This is a genomic window from Metallosphaera sp. D4-4 (genome assembly GCF_046245145.1).
In the GTDB taxonomy this organism is placed as follows: Archaea; Thermoproteota; Thermoprotei_A; order Sulfolobales; family Sulfolobaceae; genus Metallosphaera; species Metallosphaera sedula.
This window is the reverse complement of sequence record NZ_CP176412.1, coordinates 1,565,279-1,582,652: the sequence shown is the minus strand read 5'-3', so window position 1 is coordinate 1,582,652 and position 17,374 is coordinate 1,565,279. Positions and strand designations below refer to the sequence as shown.

The window sequence follows — 17,374 nt, the reverse complement described above, 5'->3', positions numbered from 1 at the left end:
GTTTTATACTACTGCCAGAATACTAGTGAGAGATGAAGGGAAGAGTCGCGCTAGTTGGTGCTGGACCTGGAGATCCTGGCCTCATCACAGTCAAAGGCCTTCAACTTCTGGGATCCTGCGACGTTGTAGTATACGACAGACTGGTATCCGAGGAGCTTCTTAAGTTCGCGAGAAAGGACGCCGAGCTCATATATGCTGGTAAGAACCTAGGCGAGTCCCTTAATCAATCCCTCATTAATGAAATACTGCTTCAGAAGGCACTCGAGGGAAAATTTGTGGTTAGGCTGAAGGGCGGAGATCCCTACGTTTTCGGTCGCGGGGAGGAGGAATGTTCTTTCCTCCTGGAAAGAGGTGTAGATTGTGAGGTCGTCCCTGGAGTAACGAGCGCTGTCGCAGTCCCAGCTTACGCAGGGATCCCTGTCACATCACGGTGGTTTTCCTCTGGTTTCTGCGTGGTTACTGGATCCAAGGCTGACGGTTCAAGCATTGACCCTGATTACATCCCCAAGAAGGGAACACTCGTTATCATGATGGGGGTATCACGGGTGGAAGACGTAAAGAGAGCCATTCTAAAGGTAAGAGATCCAGGAGAGCCTGTTGCGGTCATAGAGAGGGGAACTACTCCTTCCCAGAGGGTTGTGGAGTGTACACTAGAAAAACTTGATTTATGCGTCAGGGAGAATGGAATCTCCTCTCCAGCGATAATTGTTGTGGGTGAAGTGGTCAAGTTAAGAAATAAATTGTGGAAATTACCATGATACATTGGGCTGAAAGATTTGAAGGATCCCGTTTGTGGGGAAGAAGTTTCAACGTCTACTTATACATATATGTACAAGGGTAAAACGTACTATTTCTGTAGCCCAATGTGCATGGCCGAGTTTAAAAAGAGACCAGAAAAGTACGTAAAATAGGGTACATGAAAAACATTTATACGTTGTAGATCATTGGGTTATATGTACCCGCCAAAGTTCGGTTATGTAATACCCGATTCAGTGGACGAGGCAAACGAGTTTCTAGAGAAACATGAAGATGCCAAGGCTCTTGCGGGAGGTCATAGTCTAATTCCCATGTTGAAACTAAGGATACTTAGACCGTCATATCTCGTGGAGCTAAAGGGTTTAAATGACCTTCACTTTATCAAGAAAGAAGAGGGTAAGATAAGAATAGGTGCGCTCACCACGCATTATGAGATTGTAAAGGCAAATTTACCCCTGTTGAGTGAGGCCGGTGCCACCGTAGCCGATCCCCAGGTCAGAAACATGGGCACAATTGGGGGAGTAATATCTCACCTAGATCCTGCAGCTGATTATCCTGCCTCCCTTATTGCAATGGACGCCGTAGTGAGGATTAAAGGTACCAGGGGAGAAAGGGAGGAACCTTTCAAGGATTTCGCAAAGGATATGTTTTCACCAGACCTAAATCCAGGTGAGCTTGTAAAGGAGGTCATAATACCTGACTTCAAGGGTTATTCCTTCTCCTACAAGAAACTGGAGAGGAGGGCCGGAGATTACGCCATTGTAGGAGTGGCTGTCCTACTGAAGAAGGAAACTGGAGTTGTGAAGGACGTAAGGATTGGTCTCACGGCGGTGAACAACAAGGCTGTTAGGGCGTCCGAAGCGGAGAAGGTACTCCTGGATAGATCGCCAGACGAGAAGCTCATAGAGGAGGCTGCGGAGAAGGCCATGAGCTACGCTAACCCCACCTCAGATATAAGAGGAAGTGCTGAGTATAAGAAAAAGATGACAAAGGTTATGACCAAGAGAGCTTTACAGGATGCGTTGACGAGGTGAGAGGAATGAAGGTCTACGAGAAAGATCAAAAGGTTAAAATAAACCTGAAAGTTAACGGTAAGGAAATTGAGACTGAGGTAGAACCCCGTAGACTACTTGTTCACGTTCTTAGGGACCTAGGATTCACCGGAGTTCATATAGGTTGCGATACATCAAACTGCGGAGCATGCACAGTTCTACTCAATGGAAAGAGCGTTAAATCATGCACCCTTCTCGCAGTTGAGGCCAATAACTCGGAGATAACCACAATTGAGGGTTTAGCTAAGGATGGAAAGCTTCACCCAGTCCAAGAGGCCTTCTGGGATAAACATGCCTTACAGTGTGGGTATTGCACCCCTGGTATGATAATGCAAAGCGTCTGGCTCCTCAAGGAGAATCCTAATCCCACGGAGGAGGAAATTAGGGAAGGCATCTCAGGGAACCTTTGCAGGTGTACAGGATATCAGAACATTGTTGAGGCGATTAAGACAGCCGCCGAGAAACTTCGATTAGATCAGCCTCTGTATCAACGTCAATAAGCACTTCTTGCCCGCACTCTACGAAACATAGGTCAGAACTTTTTTTGAGAATGAGTTTAGCCCCCATGTCTCCGGTGAGATTTTCCACTTGATCAAACAACTTCCTCGAGAGGAGGACTGGATTGCCCCATTCCCCCTTGTGAACAGGGATTACTGCGTTACATGAAGGATAAAAGGAGCTCAAGATCTTGTTAACAGTATCCCTAGTGATGAGGGGCATATCTCCCAACGCGACTAGTACACCATCAGCGTCCTTGAAGAACCTAATTCCTAGCTTTAGGGAAGTAGAGATTCCCTCTTTCCAGCGAGGGTTGTATAGTATCACCTCTTCGGGGAAGTGGTTGATGATCTCGGGAGCATATCTTCCGGCTACTATTACCCTCTCAGAAGGTAGCGCGTTTAACACCCAACCTAGTACAGGGGTATCTCCTATTTTAGCCAATAGCTTATTTCCCTTGAATCTAGACCCTTCTCCTCCCGCAAGAACAAGTACACCTATCACGTTCACATATATGCTATGTTCTTTATTATATCTTGGACAACTGCTGGTGTTACGATCTTCTTTAGAACATCATCAAGTATGGCTGACCTAAACTCAGGCTTATTAATCAAGTTTCTAGACTCATATTCAAGCTTCCCTGAGTTAGCTACTCTCTTTATTAGTTCGTCAGCCAGCTCATCGAAGTTCATTCCATTAACTATTTCACTCCACCTGCTAGACTTCTCATCCAACGAGATCTGATTGTTCACTAGTTTACTGAAATAGTTTTTCAGCTCAGTATTACGCCCAAGTCTCTGAATCAATATATTCGTGAACTTTTTTCTTATGACAGGAACAGATAGAAGAACGAAATAGGACTTACCTCCCAGGCTCCATGAATTCGCCCTATCTGCTACGTCATCAGCAGACATTAGGATTGCATTTTTTAGCGCGTCTCTGAATACGTCGATAATCTCGTCCTCATTAACTTCCATGTTGGTCTCCTCCGCAGATTTCCTTGTCGAATCAGGCTTAGCGAAAGATCCATACACGGACACCGTGTTGAATTTCCAGGTCGAGAACGGGCAAATGGTGAGAACTTTCTTGTTCTTTATTTGCACGAGCTTATCATGATATGTAGTAAAATAGGATCCGGCACACTCCTTATCTTCCCCAGAATACCCCAATTTTCGAGCCCAGCAACCTGCGTGAATAGTACCATTAACTTTGTCCTTGAGTAAGTCATACGCTAGAACTCCCTGCTCGCCGCTAAGTTTATTGTAAACGTATAGGGCCTCTGGACATAGGAAATAAACCCCCTTTAGTCCCTGCTTCTCCTTTAACTCCTTGATCTTCATGACGTCCGCTTTAGCTCCCTCCACGTCGCCAGCAATCAGTTTATCAAAACCACAACAGGAACCATCCATTATCTTAACCCTAGGAGAATACGTGTTAAGTTCTTCGCCGTAATCAAGTAAGAATTGAAGAAAACCCTCAATTCCTTGCATATCGTATTTCGCAGCGCATCCCGCAAAGAGCATAACTGGGGGCTTGTTTTTATATTTACCCTCCACTATCCTCTCCATTTCCCTTATTTTAAATGAGACTTGAGGAGTATCTACGGGAGTAACAGTCTTTTTCTCCTTGAGTTTAGGTAGAACTTCGGTAACACTAGATATATTTACGCCCACTGGACAAGCTTCCTGACACTCCATACAACCGAAACAGGCCTCAAAATTAGTCTCACCCGTGAATAGCCTGCTAAATTTTCCCGGAGGCGATCTTGAGTAATCTTGCGTGGTTCTATAGGCCAAACAGGAGTCTAGGCATTGGCCACAATTCACGCATTTCAGAGCCTCTAGATATTCGGCCTTTATGGGGTTTGCATATTTGGGAATTTTTACATCTTTATCGAATTTATTTAGTATTATCTTTTGTATCTCTGAGTAACTCTGAAGGTTGGGGAACGGGAGAACTGTAGGATTCTTCTTTAGGAAGGAAAATAACTCGTCCATGTCGTCCTTAGATATGGAGCCACATCTCACTACTTGCCTAGATGGCGAATTATAATTGATGATGTAACCTGGCCCCCACTCCACTTGGGGCATCTCCACGAGCTTGTCTGACCTCACGCAAATAGGGATTTTGTTATTACCGAGTAGTTTTTCCATGGACGAAGAGATTTCCTTTATTAGACTAGATGTGTCAATCGATCCGTTCTTCTTCTCAAGGAGCCCGGAATAGATGGAAGGAACGTAGTAAACTTCCTTTCCGTCCCTAAAAATCCCAGTCCACGAAAACTTTGATTCCTCTGACGTCTCCACTAGTTCCCCATAATTTACAGTTAGAAGGGAGACCGTGAATTTATCCTTAAACTCATGGACAATTTTCTTATAATTTACGAAACCAAATTTATAACTACCAAATCCAGAGCCGTTGGTGGCGACGAAACCACCAACTGTTCCTGTCAAGTACATGGGAAAGAGGGCTGGATAGAGATTATCCCTAGAAAGTCTATCTAGAAGCTCCTTGAAGGTAATACCAGATGGAACGTCTAGTTTTGAAAAGGTTCCTTTGTTCTCCACGACCCTGTAGACGCTTCCATCTTCAAACCTAGAGGGGGCGATGGTAACCTTGGGGTTTAGATATTGGAGTATGGAACCTGACATCGAGGTTCCTCTCCCTATAATTACTTCCTTCTCTTCGGTCACCATCTGCTTCTTTATGGATTCTATACCCATAATGGCTATGGCCCTACTGAAGATGGAAGCGTCTAGTATCATTCGATTGGATTAAGAGTAAGAACATTTAAATATATTTACCTTAACTTCCCTAATGGTCGACGTTGTAATACCTATCAGTGTTTCCGGCATCTGGCGTCCTTTTATTTCGGACAACCCTACGCGATCTGGCTCCATAGGGATAACGGTTATCCTGGAGCCTTATTCCTTTGCTAGAGTTACAGAGGGAGAAGGTGTATATCTCAACGGAAACCCAGTGAAAATGAAAAACCTAGAGTATCTGGAGGCTAAGATGGGGAAGGTTAGAGTAAATATGGAAAGCGAAGTTCCGTTGGGATTTGGATATGGCATGAGCGCATCCATAAGTCTCGCATACGCCTTGGGTGCGTCGCAGATTAGGGGAATAGATCCGGAACAGGCAGCTCTGTTGGCCCATGAAAGTGAAGTTATCTCGGGGAACGGGCTGGGAGATGTAGTTTCCCAGTTCTTTGGCAGAAACATAGTTTACAGGGAGAGACCTGGATTTCCGCCATATGGAGTAATAAGAATCTTTGAGATATCTTCAGATGATATATATTCTAAACCTTTGGAGGCACTTCCCACTAAGTCTATCCTTCAGCCGCTTGATGTTTCGTTTACCTTGATTAATGAGTTCTTGAGTAACCCATCCATTGACAAATTTTTTGAGGTGTCCAGGAAATTTACCGAGGCTCTGGGATTTACGAGCCCATTTCCTAACTCCTTCCGAAAGAAGGGACTAATACTTAAATTGGGGAAACCGGAGTCGGACTCATGGATAAGACACAGGATAGCAAGTCGAGGAGCATACGTGGAATAGTACCTGAGAATCATCCTAGAAGGGAGTCAATACTGGTCAGAGAAAGACTCGTGGAAGCAATGGAGAGGGAAGTCGTAGTCCCTCAGGGACTGATAGCTCAGGGTAGAGGAGAGTGCTTCGACTATCTAATAGGCGAGAAAACGAGGGATTTTGCCGAGAGAGCCTTAGAGGTAGCTGCAGTTCTCTTGATTGAAGCCAAAAACCCCGTGATTTCAGTAAACGGTAACATGGCAGCTCTCGTGCCAAGGGAGATAGTTGAACTGGCTGACGCGATCCCAGCTAAGATTGAGGTCAACCTCTTCTATAGGGATGAGATCAGGGAGAGAGCGATCGAGAAGGTGTTACGGGAGGCTGGAGCAAGGGAAGTACTTGGAGTTGGGGAGGACGCGTCTGAGACAATACCAGAACTCTTTAGCGAGAGAAGGAGGGTAAGCAAAAGAGGTATTCTCTCCGCAGATGTGGTTCTCCTGGGACTTGAGGACGGTGATAGGACTGAGGCGTTGGTGAAGATGGGCAAGAAGGTCATTGCCATAGACCTCAACCCGCTCTCCAGGACTTCTCTAACTGCCAGTGTGACAATAGTGGACAACGTGATCAGGGCAATACCAGCCTTGAGGGAGAAGGTCCTTAAGATGAAAAGCCTAAGCAGGGAGGAAAGGGAAAAGCTCCTGAAAGGTTATAACAATAGAGACGTCCTAAGGGGTGCCATGAAGTTCATGTCCCAGAGGCTGGCTCAGCTCTCCCTAGACTTATAGTTCTCCCTTCCTGGAAAGGTTCCCGTTTTTACGTCGTTAATGTATCTTTTCACAGCTTCACGTATCTCAGCCTTCAGGTCTAGATACTTCCTGGAGAAATATGGCTGTATATCTCCCATTCCTAAGAGGTCATGTATCACTAGAACCTGACCATCGCAGTGGGGACCTGCACCTATGCAGATTGTGGGTATGGACACCTTCTCCGTTATTTTCTTGGCTATTTCGGCGTAAACGTTCTCTATTACGATGGAGAACGCCCCTGCCTCTTCCAAGGCCAATGCGTCCGAGATCAGTTTTGCCTCGTCCTTCACAGTTCTGTAACCGCCTAGAGTGAGATACCTCTGTGGTGTAAGGCCTATATGCCCCATAACGGGAACCCCGAACTTAACGATGTTTGCTACCCTTTCATAAACCTCTACTCCTCCCTCAAGCTTCACGGCATCCGCGCCCTCGCTAGCCAGGATACCCGCATTCTTAACAGCGACTTCATTGGAGGGCTCGTAGCTCATGAAGGGCATATCCACGACAATTAACTGCCTTGGGGAGGCCCTCACTACAGCCCTAGTGTGATGAACCATGTGGTCCATAGTAACCTGAAGAGTAGAGGGAAATCCCAATACATTCATGCCCAGTGAGTCCCCAACCAGTAACCCGTCTACTTCAGTCTCCGACAGGATCTTTGCCATGGAGTAGTCGTACACTGTCAACATGGTTATCTTTTCTTTCCCCTTCTTTTTCAGGAAATCCCGAATTGTTAACCTTTGCATTGCTTATCCTTGCTATTCTAGAGGCCAGTGTTAAAATCTTCTTGATCCTTGTGGAGATATCCTTGGTTTCCTCGTACTGAACAGATCTTTTGTACACGTCAAGGAGTAGGGGGAGATCCTCAAAGGCTAACCTTTTGAACATAGCCCTATCGACGTCGCTCCTGATCCCCCTCTGCAGGAGAAGTTGGAGTTTCCTCTCTATATCTTCCAGTCCAAGGCTCGTTGCTTGAGTTCTAATCAGGACAATTTCCGGGTCTTCTTCCCCCTGATCTAGGGAATCCCTAACGGACTCAAGGTCAATAAACCTCCACCAATGTTGGTTGCTGGACTTGTAGGACGTCTCGATAATCCCGAAGTCCCTTTCCAGGGCCCTAAGGATCATCTTGGGCTCAAAGTCGTAGCCCAGTTCCAGCAACTTGGAGGTTAGGGTTTTGTAGTCGAAGTCCCCTACCTGACCCCTTCCTCTCTCCTCAACAATGGATAGAGCTACCCTCAGAATTATCGAGGCTTTTTCATACTTCAGTAGAGCCTCTGTTAGTCTATCCTTAATTCCCCCTATCAATATGCGATATCTTGAAAACATTATTATTAGTTCAATCTACTTACGATAGTGTATGATCGCGGGCCATTCTGCTGTGAGTGTTACAGCGCTATTCAAGAGTGTAGGACGGAAGGAGATTCTCAGAGGTTTAAGCTTTGACGTGGAGGAGGGTGAAGTCTTCGGTATCATAGGACCTAACGGTGCTGGAAAGACCACCACGTTAAGGGTACTTAGCGGGATCATTACCAGTTACTCTGGAGATGTCAAGGTTTTCGGGGAGAACCCGCGATCTGCCAGGGCAAAGGGATACACATCCTATATGCCTGAGGATGCCTTTCCCTATGATAGACTCACGGGTATAGAGAACCTTCAGTTCTATGCAAGGATTTACTCTAGGGGTGACAGGAAGCTTGAGGAGAGTTATCTAGAGAGAGGGATAAAGATTGCCTCCCTGGGAGATAGAATTTATGATAGGGCCATGGAGTACAGCAGAGGAATGAAGAGACGCCTAGTGATTGCCAGGACTCTCATGGTGAATCCGAAGTTGGCAATACTTGATGAGCCCACATCTGCTCTCGACGTGGAATCCTCAGTTAGAATTAGGGACATGATCAGGTCGATGAAGGGAAACACTACCTTGATCCTATCTTCCCACAACCTCCTAGAGGTGGAGTACATGTGCGATAGGGTCCTGATGATAAACAGTGGAAGGGGAGTGAAACTGGGTAAACCAAAGGAGATAATCGAGGAGACCGGGACTAGAAACCTTGAGGAGTCCTTCATAAAACTCGTGGGTGAAGGGTAGTGCTTTACGATCTGCTCAGAAAGGAATGGATAGATCTGAAAAGGGATAGGAAGATCCTTCTTGTCTCAATTCTACTGCCCCTTTTCCTTCTCCCCCTCATAGGGGTAATAATCTACGCGTCGGTCGCCTCTCAGCCTCCCACCATTGGGATAATAAATAACGACACGTCTAACGCACCCTACGTGAACGAACTTGCCAGTTACGTTAGAAGTCATGGAGGGATAGTATACATCAACAACTTCACCATAGTCCCAGACGTCGAGATAATTTTCCCCCAAGGGTTTGCTGAAAACATCTCTAACATAGACAAGGTTGCAATAGTGAGGGAGGTTGTTTTGATCTCGTCCCAGAGCAATGCCCAGAACATAGTGAACAATGGTCTATATCAGATCCTCTACAACACGTCTCTGGAGAGGATCTCGTTCCTGGCCAATGAAAGCCACGTTAATGTATCCCCATCTACCATAAGGGAGCCTCTTGTTGTGGAATTGGGCTACATTAAACCTACTAAGCAAGCCACATCAAGCAGCACTGACAGGCTGGGGCAGCTGGCGAGGGTCATATCTCTCATCCTATTCCCTGCCGCCACCCCTGTAATCTTTTTCCTGACGGACGGGATACTGGGGGAAAAGGAAAGGAAAACCCTCGAGTCTCTACTTGCCTCTCCGATTTCTCCATTCCAGTTTATATCAGCGAAGTTAATAATTTCCATGGCCCTTGGCGCTATCTCCTCCTTGGGCGATTTAGTGGGGTTGATAGCCTTCTCTGTATTTGCTCCCTTCATAGTGGGCGGAAATGCGGGACTTACCCTGACCTTCTCGCTCTCGGTCGTTGTTGCCTATTTACTCATGGTTTTGCTCACGGCCTCTATCTCCCTAGTACTGTTGATCTTAATAGGAGGCTCCCAAAGGAACATTCAGCTAATTAACCTTGTTATAACCGGCTTCGGAATGTTGGCATCTTTCTCCTCCCTGGTCCTTAACTTCAGCTCCCTAGGTCCCCTTTCATTCATACTAGTTATCCCTTACGTTCAGATTGTGGGAGGTTTACTTGATGGAGTGTTTGGGCTGACCTTCTCCATGATCTACCTTTACCTGGGTACCCTCACTGCCTCGATCCTCCTAATCGTGATCTCGTCAAGGATACTAAACCCAGAAAGACTGCTTCTTAAGTAGTGATAAGTTTTTAATTGTAAAATAGAACATTAATGTATGGGTAGCCTAAAAGCATATGTGTTATTAATTACGTCTATAGGGAAAGAAACAGATGTTCTAAACGAATTGAAAAAGCTTGAGGGAGTTAAGGACGGAACTGCTGTATATGGGGAATATGACGTTGTGGTGGAGATTGAGGGAAAGGATTTGGATGATATCAACAGAACAATAAGCCAGATAAGGAGAAACCCAAATATAATTAGAACAGTAACTCTCATTTCAATGTAATCAGCTTTTTTATTCTCTTCACGAGTCAGAACGTCTCTGCCACATCACTTATTAGCACTATAAGTATAAGGGGACCCACCTATGCTCATCCTTCCCTGGAACCCAGGGTCACAATCCCATAGGCCCATTAATCTTGTCTACAGCTAACTTAAAACAGTTACTCCTCAAGTCTGGTCTATCTCGACCTGCTCCTCGTCTGCGCCCTCTTCTATAACCTTTAACCTCCTAACTAACTCCATGACCAATAGATCAAGCTGAGCTACCCTCGCCTCTAGGTAGGCTACTGACTCCTCAAGCTTCTCTGTATTTTCATTCCTAGAATTCTCTTGATTACCTCCCTCCATCCCGTTCTTGATATAGAACTTAACTAGATCAGTTACCTGAATTCCCATATCCTCAGCTTTCCTTTTCAGTTCCTCATACATCCATTCGGGAAGGGAGAGGTGAATCGTTGGCACTGTAGTTTCCTCTGATAAAAAGTATAGGGAGTCCTATTATATTAATCTTGCTCATTAAGTACTCCTCTTGAAATAGGAAGATGGTACTACCGCTACAGAATATACTTAAACCTTATCGATACAAGATATGTATTAGGTCTACAATGAGAGTAATTACATTCAAGGCAGAAGAAGATCTACTTGAGTTATTAGATAGATATGCAATAAGGTATGGTCTCAATAGGAGTGAGGCCATAAGGAAGGCCATAGAAAAGATGGTAAAGGATGAGATGAGTAAGGAGACAGTTCCTGTTGCGAGAGTAGAAAGGATGAAATTGTAAAAATTAAGGTTTATACAAGTAAATTCCTTTCTTAAGATTGTTTTCATCTATCTCGTTCTCAAGATAAACTTGTAGCCCTGTGAGGTTTAGGAATTCGTCCGGCGGATCCAATGGCATAAGGTGTCCCTTAACCCAATAATGCATTGGGATCACAACTGATGGAGATATTTCCTTGACAAGCTGTGATGCCTCTTTCCCGTCAATAGTTATTACTCCGCCTACCGGTAAAGCCAAGATGTCTGCTGCTAGATCTTTTATCAGGCTCTCCCTCGGATACTCCCCTATATCTCCCATGTGAACAAAAGACAGATTCCCGATCTTCACAGTGTATATGCTGGTCTTTCCGCGGGATTTACCGCCGTTTCCGTCGTGATTAACCCGTATACCCTGTATCGAGTAACCTGAAGAGGAGAAGATCCCAGTGAAACCAGTTCTTTTCTCCTTACTTTGGATTATTTGAAATGCGTTATGGTCGTAGTGATCATGGGTCATGAAAACGTACTCTGTCCGCCTAATGGCTGGCCTTGGGAGACCTATGCTTCCTCCGTCATGCGGATCGATGACCAAAAAGTCACCTATAGATACCATGGAATGACCATGGAGTCTTATCATGGAGCTAAAGACGCTCAAGAGCTCAAAAATCTAGATGCTATCCTCTTGGCGTCCTCTGCACTTACCCTGTGACCAGTATCTGCCATCTTCTTAACTTCGCTCAACACTACCTTTAACTTTTCGTCATCCAGGTATATACCCTGGTCCTCAAGGATCTTTCTAAGCCCATGTATTCCGCTGTGTTTACCCAAGGCAAGTCTTCTGAAGTTGCCAACTTCCTCAGGTGACATAGGCTCGTAGGTGAGCGGATTCTCTATAACGCCATGAACGTGGATCCCGGCCTCATGTCCAAACGCGTTGTCCCCTACTACCGCCTTGAAGAACGGGACTGGGACACCGGTAAGCTCTGATACAAGCTTGCTGGTGTCATAAAGTAACCAGGGCTTGACTCCAACCTCGTAATCTAGGAGCTTCTTCAGGGCCATCACCACTTCCTCAAGGGATGCGTTCCCGGCCCTCTCCCCTATACCGTTAACTGTAACGTGTACCTGCCTAGCTCCGCCCACAACACCAGCTATGGAGTTCGCTGTAGCCAATCCAAAGTCATTGTGACAATGAACACTTATGATCCTCCCCGAAGCTACGGAAACTACTTTCCTAATTAGTTCCTGGAACTTGAAGGGATGCATCACTCCCACGGTATCTGGTATATTTATCCTATCAGCGCCAGCTTCAACTGCGGTTTTCACAGCCTGCAACAGGAACTCTTCCTCCGTTCGCGTAGCGTCCTCAGGGCTGTACTCCACTATCAGACCATGAGATTTTGCATACCTCACGGATTCATAGATCCTGTCTATTACCTGGTCTCTCGTCATTTTCAACTTATACTTAAGATGCACGTCCGACGTGGCAATGAACACATGAATGCTTGAAAGACCTGCCTCTATACCCTTGTCAATATCATTCTTATTTGCCCTAGCAAGACCTGTGACCTCGACGGAATCTCCCACTTCCTCTATTATCTTCTTGGTTGCGATAAACTCGCCCTCGGAAGATGCTGGAAACCCTGCCTCTATCGTGTCGACTCCTAGCCTTTGCAACTGCCTTGCTATCCTCACCTTCTGATCTATGGTAAGATCTATCCCAGGAGCTTGCTCTCCGTCACGCAAAGTTGTATCAAATATTCTAACTCTTCTAGTGGAGAACACTCATCCCTCTACCCACATTAATAAACAACTCCCTATTTTTATAAATCTTTCCTAGTTAGGGTATGAATAATTTCTTTTGCTATGTGGAGTTTTCTTCTCTTTATGTGAGTCATGGGTACGTTCTCCCTTAGAAAGGGTTTAGAGTACATGCCTATGAAATCTGAGTCCAGATCCATGGCGTAGAGCCTAATTGATCTTGCATTGAAGGTTTTCGCTAAAACGAAGGCCCTATCCCCATCTGTGAAACCCCCATACAACTTCAGTCTTCCAAAGGGGTAAACCTGAGTTGTGCCTATCACACTCCTCATCATCCCTAATTTCCAGTGCAGAGGCATGTTATCCCCATGGGCATGAACCACGTACATTGAGTCTGGAAAGGACATCAACCCATCTAGATCCGTGACAACCACATCCGGGATTATCCCTCTCTTCACAAGATAATTAGTTGCACCATCAGCTGAGACTATGACATCGCCCCTAACCTCGTTAACACGTTCCAGGGATGGACCAGCTCCCACTAGGGCCACATCCTTTCCTTCTATGATTTTAGCCAGTCTATACTCCAGATCCTCTCTAATTCTTAGGTTAAGCAAGACAGATGAAATGTAATCGTCTCTGAGGGAGAAGCCGAACTCGCTTCTTATCCTGTCATAGAACCTGAGCCATCTGAACTGATCATGAAATATATGATGTCACCCTCCCTAGATATTTCCTTGATCTTATACTTGCTCCTGATTATGGGTAAAAGGGGACTGTCCCTAGATATGGAGAACACTACTTCCCTTCCCAGGAGGTACTCAAGTGCCTCCAGGGGGTTACCAGAACACGTGAAATCGTCTAGATCAATTGTGAAATCCATCGAATATCTCCCTCGTTTTATCGAAAAGTGATGTGACCTTCTCTAGAAGGGGCTTTACCTCAGCCTGTCTTGCCGTGACGGAGGGAGCCTTAGTTGGAGACTCATTCATAAAGGTCACGGGGATAATCTCCCTCCAGGTTTCCTGAATCTCTGATATGACTGCCTTAATCGTCTGATCGATTTCCCTTGTCTCGATTAGATAGCCTAAAACGTCCACGGGAGATCCGCTTGCGGTGAGGATTCCATAGAGGGAAAGCAGGGTCGAGGCAAGGTTCTCAAGGGTCTCCTTGCACCTCACCACAGTGTAGTATAGGTCCCCATCATTGAACGCGTCAGTGCTCTCCTTCAAGGTTCTCGTAGCCCGAAGTAGATATTCTGAAGCAAGGGCACTGTTATTCAAATTTCAACCACCTCGCCTTTCTTGATGTTTTTGATATCAATTAGCTTTTTCCCAAGATAGTTAACCACTCGCCACTTCTCCTTGAAAATGTTACCAGGATCGTAAAGGATATACCCCGCAGAAAGAATGCTTAGAACCACAGGGTAATGATGCTCGAGTTCCTTGGGGCTTATCACTATACCCGTGACTGAAGGATCGGATCCTGTTTCAATTACGATTTTCCTTGCTTTATCTTTCCTTCTTTGTTTCTTATAAAAATAGTGAAATATTTGTCCCCTTGCGAGGAATGAGATTTGATCTACGCCATCTAGGACTACCAGCATTAATACGGGATCTGAAGGAAGGAAAGCGAGACCTCTCAGTTTGTCCCCGTAGTGCTCCAGGATTGATTCAGATAGATCTGATACAAATTCCCAAACGGTCATGTTTAAAGTCTTAAAGAAACTGAAATAAAGTTATGGATTACTGGATCCAGCGTTACCAGTCAGCTAGGCCAGCTATGAAGATCGAGATTATAGATATGGACGTTCCGTGCGACTCCAAGTGCCTAGAGAACACTGAGTTTCGATCCCTAATGGAGAATGACACCTTTAGGTCAAGGCTGGAGGTTGTGGATAGCCTCGTTGAGCTTGTGAGGGAACAGGTTAGGACTCTCAGGAGAGAGGTTCAGGGCAGAGTGGGCGACTTCAAGGGAGATCTAGATTCCTTGACTTACACGGTTTACAGATTGGTGGAATATGGGGGGAATACCTCCCTGGGCGAGAAGCTAACCTTTGAGGGAAGGATAATATCCTCAGGGAATTTTCAGGAGCTGGTTGATGTGAACAAGTCCATTGAAAGAATCAGGGTGGACCCAGATATCAAGTCCATCTGTGACGAGATTAGATATTTAATCGAGGCCCTGTGGGAACACTTTGAGAAGAATATGGTGAAAATTCAATGAAAGTGCGGGTTGGAATAGAGGGCTTTTCCATAGACTCGGCCCATTACACACTTTCCTCTCCCAAGGATAATCAGCTACACGGGCATACCTATCGGGTTACGGTGGAAGTAGAGGGAGAAGTTCACGAGGAGAATGGTTTTGTTGTGGATTTCAACAAGTTGAGGGAGCTGGTAAAGGAGGCCATCTCGTCCTGGGATCACAAGTTCATTGTTCCCAGGAGAGATATGGACAAGATTAGTATAACTTCACCGTTCAAGTTAGAAGTGAAAATAATTGAAGCTCCCTATCCCACTGTAGAGTACATAGGTATGGAGATCGCTAAATACGTCTTCACAAGATTGGGGAGCAATTTCAAGGTATTCGTCAAAATATATGAGGGATCCGATTCCTATGCCTTGATAGAATACCCTTGAATCAGTCAACAATCATCCTCAGGCCTATTGGATCTACCCTCGTACACGACTGACACTTCCTGAGAAGTTTGAGCGTTCCCTCTGAGATCTTCAGGCAGGCATCCTCTCCCCTATCAACCTTAGCTAGAAACTGTTCAAGACTGTCATTACATGTCTCCTCAGTCAAGGTAAAGTAGCCGTCAAATTCGCCTCTCCACACAGGCTTTTCCCCCTGAAATAGGATGACGCCACCATAGATCAGGGAGTAACAAGGAATAGGACTACTACATGATGAAATCCTCATGGTACTACGGATCCTCTCAACCCACTCACCTGAATCCTGAAGGGGATAATGGGCTATACAAACCCTGTAACCCTCGGCATTTAACACTGTTACCTTAGGCACCACTATCCTCAAGGCCTATCCTCCTTACAAGGGGTTTATCTTGAATGTAGTTCTTGTCCAGATAGCTAGCAATTTCGGCTTTAGCTAGCTCATACCCTATATACAGGGCATGTTCTGGCGAGATATCCCCTACTTCCCTTAGGAGCGTTCTTCCCACTAGAAGCCCATCTTGCCCTTCAACAGACACCTCTTTCTTTCCCCTAAACGAAGCTACTATTTTTCGATCCTCAAGAACAATGTGAACGAAGCCAGCCTTGTCCATTTCTGGTTCGATTTCCCGCGCAGGTATCCTTTTTGTTTGAGGGGAGAAGGCTTTCAATCTCTTTTTATCCTTAAGGAGGAGAAGATCTATTCCCACATCCTTGGGTACCTTTCCCTGAGAGTGAGCAATGGAAACCATCTTAGTGGCCTCTCTCAATTCCCATACACTCCATCTGGTCTTTCCCTTCTCCATGGTCAAGAAGACTGAAATACCTAGCTCCATTCCCATAACTGAAAGAAGTGCGTTTACCCCATGGCTGTCAGCATCAATCAACTCTGTAACATTCAACGTACCCATCATGAGTGGTGTATCTGGTAAAGTTACCCTTAGCCTAGCATAATCCAAGATACTCTCCGTGAAGCCCATGAGAGGGGGTGAGAGAACTGGGTCAGCAATGAGCCTATCGAAACCCATGTGCCTCGCCTTTCTCACCAGATTTACGGTTGTCTCGGCCCTATTCTCCGTTGAGAAGGGAGCTACAACGAACGCACTCTCTTTCTTGAGTCCCTCAAGTTTCTCCATGTTGTCCTCATTGAGATTGAGGACTAGAGACGCGCCTTCCCTTACTCCCTCCTTTAGTATCTGAGGAGAGTCACTGTCTATCCCCACCACCGAAATCACGTCCCTAACAGACTTAACCCTTCTCCTTACCTCATCTAGATCCGAGAAACCTACCGGAAACCCTACCACCACACCATCCACATATGGTTTTACTCTCCCTATCTCGTGAAGCCATTTGTCTAGAGGCTGTGATGGGTCGAGTTCGAGGAGAAGCCTAAAAGGTGGAGGGCGAATCGGAATCCTGAAACCTATGTCAAACGCGTACTGAGCGTTAGCCTCTATCTTTTCCAGAATTTTCATGGCATCCTCCATCAACGAGGTATTTAGAATGACGTCAGCAGGGTATATGGTAGATAGCTCTGCACCATTCCTCAGAGCATCTATCACTCTCACCACGTCCCAGGCATTCTCAGTTCCCTTGTAGGTCTTAATTCCGAGTTCTTTCTCAATTATCTTTGCGTCACCATAAACTAGCCCTGGCAAAACAAGATAGTCGTATTGAGATAGGAGCTCCTTTCTCTCCTTCAACCTCTCTAGAATGTACCTTATACTCATGAGGGACGCAACAGGGTAATCTAGGGCCAAAATGGAGACGTCTTTCAAGTTTTTGACAGCCTCCTCCAAGATCGGCCTCGCCAATTTACCTGTAATTAGCAGTACTCTCATGATCCTGGAGATCTTAGAATCGTAAGTTAAAATAAATGACATTAAGTTGGTCCGGGACAGCCTAGCATGTTCCTAGATAATTTGATATTCTTGTTTACATCTTTTTTATAAGAAAAAGTTTAAACTAGAATGAAGGCAACATTTAATATTTTGGGGGATAGTGAGGATTT

General features: G+C 45.5%; 25 protein-coding genes. 12 read left to right on the top strand and 13 right to left on the bottom strand.

The window, feature by feature from the left end:
- Window positions 1-32 precede the first annotated feature (32 nt).
- Genes cobA through cutC form a run of 4 tightly spaced genes read left to right on the top strand, consistent with a single transcriptional unit; the run spans window position 33 to window position 2,308 of the window.
- On the top strand, window positions 33-758 hold the full coding sequence (cobA, locus tag ACI49J_RS08595; protein WP_240254879.1) for a uroporphyrinogen-III C-methyltransferase: 726 nt from the start codon (window positions 33-35) through the stop codon (window positions 756-758).
- Between the two features lie 18 nt (window positions 759-776).
- Window positions 777-911 carry a YHS domain-containing protein gene (locus tag ACI49J_RS08590; protein WP_080512754.1) on the top strand — a complete coding sequence of 45 codons (135 nt, stop codon included), beginning with the start codon at window positions 777-779 and terminating at the stop codon, window positions 909-911.
- Between the two features lie 42 nt (window positions 912-953).
- Window positions 954-1,790, top strand: coding sequence for a glyceraldehyde dehydrogenase subunit beta (cutB, locus tag ACI49J_RS08585; protein ID WP_240254880.1), 837 nt, complete (start codon window positions 954-956; stop codon window positions 1,788-1,790).
- A 5-nt stretch (window positions 1,791-1,795) separates the two neighbouring features.
- Window positions 1,796-2,308 (top strand): glyceraldehyde dehydrogenase subunit gamma, encoded by a 513-nt coding sequence (gene cutC / locus ACI49J_RS08580; RefSeq protein ID WP_012020572.1) that lies wholly within the window; start codon window positions 1,796-1,798, stop codon window positions 2,306-2,308.
- Here the strand turns inward: cutC and ACI49J_RS08575 are convergent.
- On the bottom strand, window positions 2,253-2,816 hold the full coding sequence (locus tag ACI49J_RS08575) for an NTP transferase domain-containing protein (RefSeq protein ID WP_240254881.1): 564 nt from the start codon (window positions 2,814-2,816) through the stop codon (window positions 2,253-2,255). The genes cutC and ACI49J_RS08575 overlap by 56 nt on opposite strands.
- Window positions 2,813-5,071 (bottom strand): 4Fe-4S dicluster domain-containing protein, encoded by a 2,259-nt coding sequence (locus ACI49J_RS08570; RefSeq protein WP_342811015.1) that lies wholly within the window; start codon window positions 5,069-5,071, stop codon window positions 2,813-2,815. The genes ACI49J_RS08575 and ACI49J_RS08570 overlap by 4 nt, the downstream gene beginning before the upstream one ends.
- 52 nt (window positions 5,072-5,123) lie before the next feature.
- On the opposite strand from ACI49J_RS08570, the gene ACI49J_RS08565 reads away from it, so the two are divergent.
- Both ACI49J_RS08565 and ACI49J_RS08560 read left to right on the top strand, forming a co-directional pair.
- Window positions 5,124-5,867 (top strand): GHMP kinase, encoded by a 744-nt coding sequence (locus ACI49J_RS08565; protein ID WP_240254884.1) that lies wholly within the window; start codon window positions 5,124-5,126, stop codon window positions 5,865-5,867.
- On the top strand, window positions 5,822-6,622 hold the full coding sequence (locus tag ACI49J_RS08560) for a 4-phosphopantoate--beta-alanine ligase (protein ID WP_318551999.1): 801 nt from the start codon (window positions 5,822-5,824) through the stop codon (window positions 6,620-6,622). Before ACI49J_RS08565 ends, ACI49J_RS08560 begins: the two co-directional genes overlap by 46 nt.
- Here ACI49J_RS08560 and panB read toward each other — a convergent pair.
- Both panB and ACI49J_RS08550 read right to left on the bottom strand, forming a co-directional pair.
- Window positions 6,601-7,389, bottom strand: a complete 789-nt coding sequence (gene panB / locus ACI49J_RS08555; protein ID WP_240254888.1) for a 3-methyl-2-oxobutanoate hydroxymethyltransferase — start codon at window positions 7,387-7,389, stop codon at window positions 6,601-6,603. The genes ACI49J_RS08560 and panB overlap by 22 nt on opposite strands.
- Entirely contained in the window at window positions 7,283-7,951 is a 669-nt protein-coding gene (locus ACI49J_RS08550; RefSeq protein WP_240254891.1) for a hypothetical protein, read from the bottom strand. The genes panB and ACI49J_RS08550 overlap by 107 nt, the downstream gene beginning before the upstream one ends.
- Before the next feature lie 52 nt (window positions 7,952-8,003).
- Between ACI49J_RS08550 and ACI49J_RS08545 the strand changes: the two genes are divergently transcribed.
- Genes ACI49J_RS08545 through ACI49J_RS08535 form a run of 3 tightly spaced genes read left to right on the top strand, consistent with a single transcriptional unit; the run spans window position 8,004 to window position 10,177 of the window.
- Window positions 8,004-8,735 carry an ABC transporter ATP-binding protein gene (locus ACI49J_RS08545; protein ID WP_240254893.1) on the top strand — a complete coding sequence of 244 codons (732 nt, stop codon included), beginning with the start codon at window positions 8,004-8,006 and terminating at the stop codon, window positions 8,733-8,735.
- On the top strand, window positions 8,735-9,910 hold the full coding sequence (locus ACI49J_RS08540; protein WP_240254895.1) for an ABC transporter permease: 1,176 nt from the start codon (window positions 8,735-8,737) through the stop codon (window positions 9,908-9,910). Before ACI49J_RS08545 ends, ACI49J_RS08540 begins: the two co-directional genes overlap by 1 nt.
- A gap of 36 nt (window positions 9,911-9,946) precedes the next feature.
- Window positions 9,947-10,177: an Lrp/AsnC ligand binding domain-containing protein gene (locus ACI49J_RS08535; protein ID WP_012020581.1), complete on the top strand. Its 231-nt coding sequence runs from the start codon at window positions 9,947-9,949 to the stop codon at window positions 10,175-10,177.
- 164 nt (window positions 10,178-10,341) lie between these two features.
- Here the strand turns inward: ACI49J_RS08535 and ACI49J_RS08530 are convergent, their stop codons facing one another.
- Window positions 10,342-10,635 carry a hypothetical protein gene (locus ACI49J_RS08530; protein ID WP_012020582.1) on the bottom strand — a complete coding sequence of 98 codons (294 nt, stop codon included), beginning with the start codon at window positions 10,633-10,635 and terminating at the stop codon, window positions 10,342-10,344.
- Between the two features lie 143 nt (window positions 10,636-10,778).
- Between ACI49J_RS08530 and ACI49J_RS08525 the strand changes: the two genes are divergently transcribed.
- Entirely contained in the window at window positions 10,779-10,955 is a 177-nt protein-coding gene (locus ACI49J_RS08525; RefSeq protein WP_012020583.1) for a ribbon-helix-helix protein, CopG family, read from the top strand.
- 3 nt (window positions 10,956-10,958) lie between these two features.
- On the opposite strand, the gene ACI49J_RS08520 is transcribed toward ACI49J_RS08525, so the two are convergent.
- The 6 genes from ACI49J_RS08520 to ACI49J_RS08495 all read right to left on the bottom strand — a co-directional run bounded on the left by ACI49J_RS08520 (window position 10,959) and on the right by ACI49J_RS08495 (window position 14,399).
- Complete coding sequence (locus ACI49J_RS08520; RefSeq protein WP_240254897.1) at window positions 10,959-11,522, bottom strand: MBL fold metallo-hydrolase; 564 nt, start codon at window positions 11,520-11,522, stop codon at window positions 10,959-10,961.
- Between the two features lie 59 nt (window positions 11,523-11,581).
- Complete coding sequence (locus ACI49J_RS08515; RefSeq protein WP_240255090.1) at window positions 11,582-12,676, bottom strand: isopropylmalate synthase; 1,095 nt, start codon at window positions 12,674-12,676, stop codon at window positions 11,582-11,584.
- Between the two features lie 77 nt (window positions 12,677-12,753).
- The gene (locus ACI49J_RS08510; protein WP_404809767.1) at window positions 12,754-13,401 is read right to left on the bottom strand and encodes a 6-hydroxymethylpterin diphosphokinase MptE-like protein; all 648 of its coding nucleotides are present in this window, start codon (window positions 13,399-13,401) and stop codon (window positions 12,754-12,756) included.
- Window positions 13,356-13,574 (bottom strand): hypothetical protein, encoded by a 219-nt coding sequence (locus tag ACI49J_RS08505; protein WP_240254899.1) that lies wholly within the window; start codon window positions 13,572-13,574, stop codon window positions 13,356-13,358. The genes ACI49J_RS08510 and ACI49J_RS08505 overlap by 46 nt, the downstream gene beginning before the upstream one ends.
- Window positions 13,558-13,974 carry a HEPN domain-containing protein gene (locus ACI49J_RS08500; protein ID WP_012020588.1) on the bottom strand — a complete coding sequence of 139 codons (417 nt, stop codon included), beginning with the start codon at window positions 13,972-13,974 and terminating at the stop codon, window positions 13,558-13,560. Before ACI49J_RS08500 ends, ACI49J_RS08505 begins: the two co-directional genes overlap by 17 nt.
- Window positions 13,971-14,399 (bottom strand): hypothetical protein, encoded by a 429-nt coding sequence (locus ACI49J_RS08495; RefSeq protein ID WP_240254900.1) that lies wholly within the window; start codon window positions 14,397-14,399, stop codon window positions 13,971-13,973. The genes ACI49J_RS08500 and ACI49J_RS08495 overlap by 4 nt, the downstream gene beginning before the upstream one ends.
- Before the next feature lie 32 nt (window positions 14,400-14,431).
- Between ACI49J_RS08495 and ACI49J_RS08490 the strand changes: the two genes are divergently transcribed.
- On the top strand, window positions 14,432-14,917 hold the full coding sequence (locus ACI49J_RS08490; protein ID WP_240254901.1) for a hypothetical protein: 486 nt from the start codon (window positions 14,432-14,434) through the stop codon (window positions 14,915-14,917).
- Complete coding sequence (locus ACI49J_RS08485) at window positions 14,914-15,330, top strand: 6-carboxytetrahydropterin synthase (RefSeq protein ID WP_240254902.1); 417 nt, start codon at window positions 14,914-14,916, stop codon at window positions 15,328-15,330. The genes ACI49J_RS08490 and ACI49J_RS08485 overlap by 4 nt, the downstream gene beginning before the upstream one ends.
- Before the next feature lies 1 nt (window position 15,331).
- On the opposite strand, the gene ACI49J_RS08480 is transcribed toward ACI49J_RS08485, so the two are convergent.
- Window positions 15,332-15,727 (bottom strand): hypothetical protein, encoded by a 396-nt coding sequence (locus ACI49J_RS08480; RefSeq protein ID WP_240254903.1) that lies wholly within the window; start codon window positions 15,725-15,727, stop codon window positions 15,332-15,334.
- Window positions 15,708-17,204 carry a dihydropteroate synthase-like protein gene (locus tag ACI49J_RS08475; protein WP_240254904.1) on the bottom strand — a complete coding sequence of 499 codons (1,497 nt, stop codon included), beginning with the start codon at window positions 17,202-17,204 and terminating at the stop codon, window positions 15,708-15,710. The genes ACI49J_RS08480 and ACI49J_RS08475 overlap by 20 nt, the downstream gene beginning before the upstream one ends.
- Between the last annotated feature and the right edge of the window lie 170 nt (window positions 17,205-17,374).

What these genes read in the sequence shown, in the direction of transcription:
- cobA (WP_240254879.1), top strand. Translation starts at nt 33, where the DNA reads ATGAAGGGAAGAGTCGCGCTAGTTGGTGCTGGACCTGGAGATCCTGGC.
- cutB (WP_240254880.1), top strand. Translation starts at nt 954, where the DNA reads ATGTACCCGCCAAAGTTCGGTTATGTAATACCCGATTCAGTGGACGAG.
- cutC (WP_012020572.1), top strand. Translation starts at nt 1,796, where the DNA reads ATGAAGGTCTACGAGAAAGATCAAAAGGTTAAAATAAACCTGAAAGTT.
- ACI49J_RS08570 (WP_342811015.1), bottom strand. Translation starts at nt 5,071, where the DNA reads ATGATACTAGACGCTTCCATCTTCAGTAGGGCCATAGCCATTATGGGT.
- ACI49J_RS08565 (WP_240254884.1), top strand. Translation starts at nt 5,124, where the DNA reads ATGGTCGACGTTGTAATACCTATCAGTGTTTCCGGCATCTGGCGTCCT.
- ACI49J_RS08560 (WP_318551999.1), top strand. Translation starts at nt 5,822, where the DNA reads ATGGATAAGACACAGGATAGCAAGTCGAGGAGCATACGTGGAATAGTA.
- panB (WP_240254888.1), bottom strand. Translation starts at nt 7,389, where the DNA reads ATGCAAAGGTTAACAATTCGGGATTTCCTGAAAAAGAAGGGGAAAGAA.
- ACI49J_RS08545 (WP_240254893.1), top strand. Translation starts at nt 8,004, where the DNA reads ATGATCGCGGGCCATTCTGCTGTGAGTGTTACAGCGCTATTCAAGAGT.
- ACI49J_RS08535 (WP_012020581.1), top strand. Translation starts at nt 9,947, where the DNA reads ATGGGTAGCCTAAAAGCATATGTGTTATTAATTACGTCTATAGGGAAA.
- ACI49J_RS08525 (WP_012020583.1), top strand. Translation starts at nt 10,779, where the DNA reads ATGAGAGTAATTACATTCAAGGCAGAAGAAGATCTACTTGAGTTATTA.
- ACI49J_RS08505 (WP_240254899.1), bottom strand. Translation starts at nt 13,574, where the DNA reads ATGGATTTCACAATTGATCTAGACGATTTCACGTGTTCTGGTAACCCC.
- ACI49J_RS08495 (WP_240254900.1), bottom strand. Translation starts at nt 14,399, where the DNA reads ATGACCGTTTGGGAATTTGTATCAGATCTATCTGAATCAATCCTGGAG.
- ACI49J_RS08490 (WP_240254901.1), top strand. Translation starts at nt 14,432, where the DNA reads ATGGATTACTGGATCCAGCGTTACCAGTCAGCTAGGCCAGCTATGAAG.
- ACI49J_RS08485 (WP_240254902.1), top strand. Translation starts at nt 14,914, where the DNA reads ATGAAAGTGCGGGTTGGAATAGAGGGCTTTTCCATAGACTCGGCCCAT.
- ACI49J_RS08475 (WP_240254904.1), bottom strand. Translation starts at nt 17,204, where the DNA reads ATGAGAGTACTGCTAATTACAGGTAAATTGGCGAGGCCGATCTTGGAG.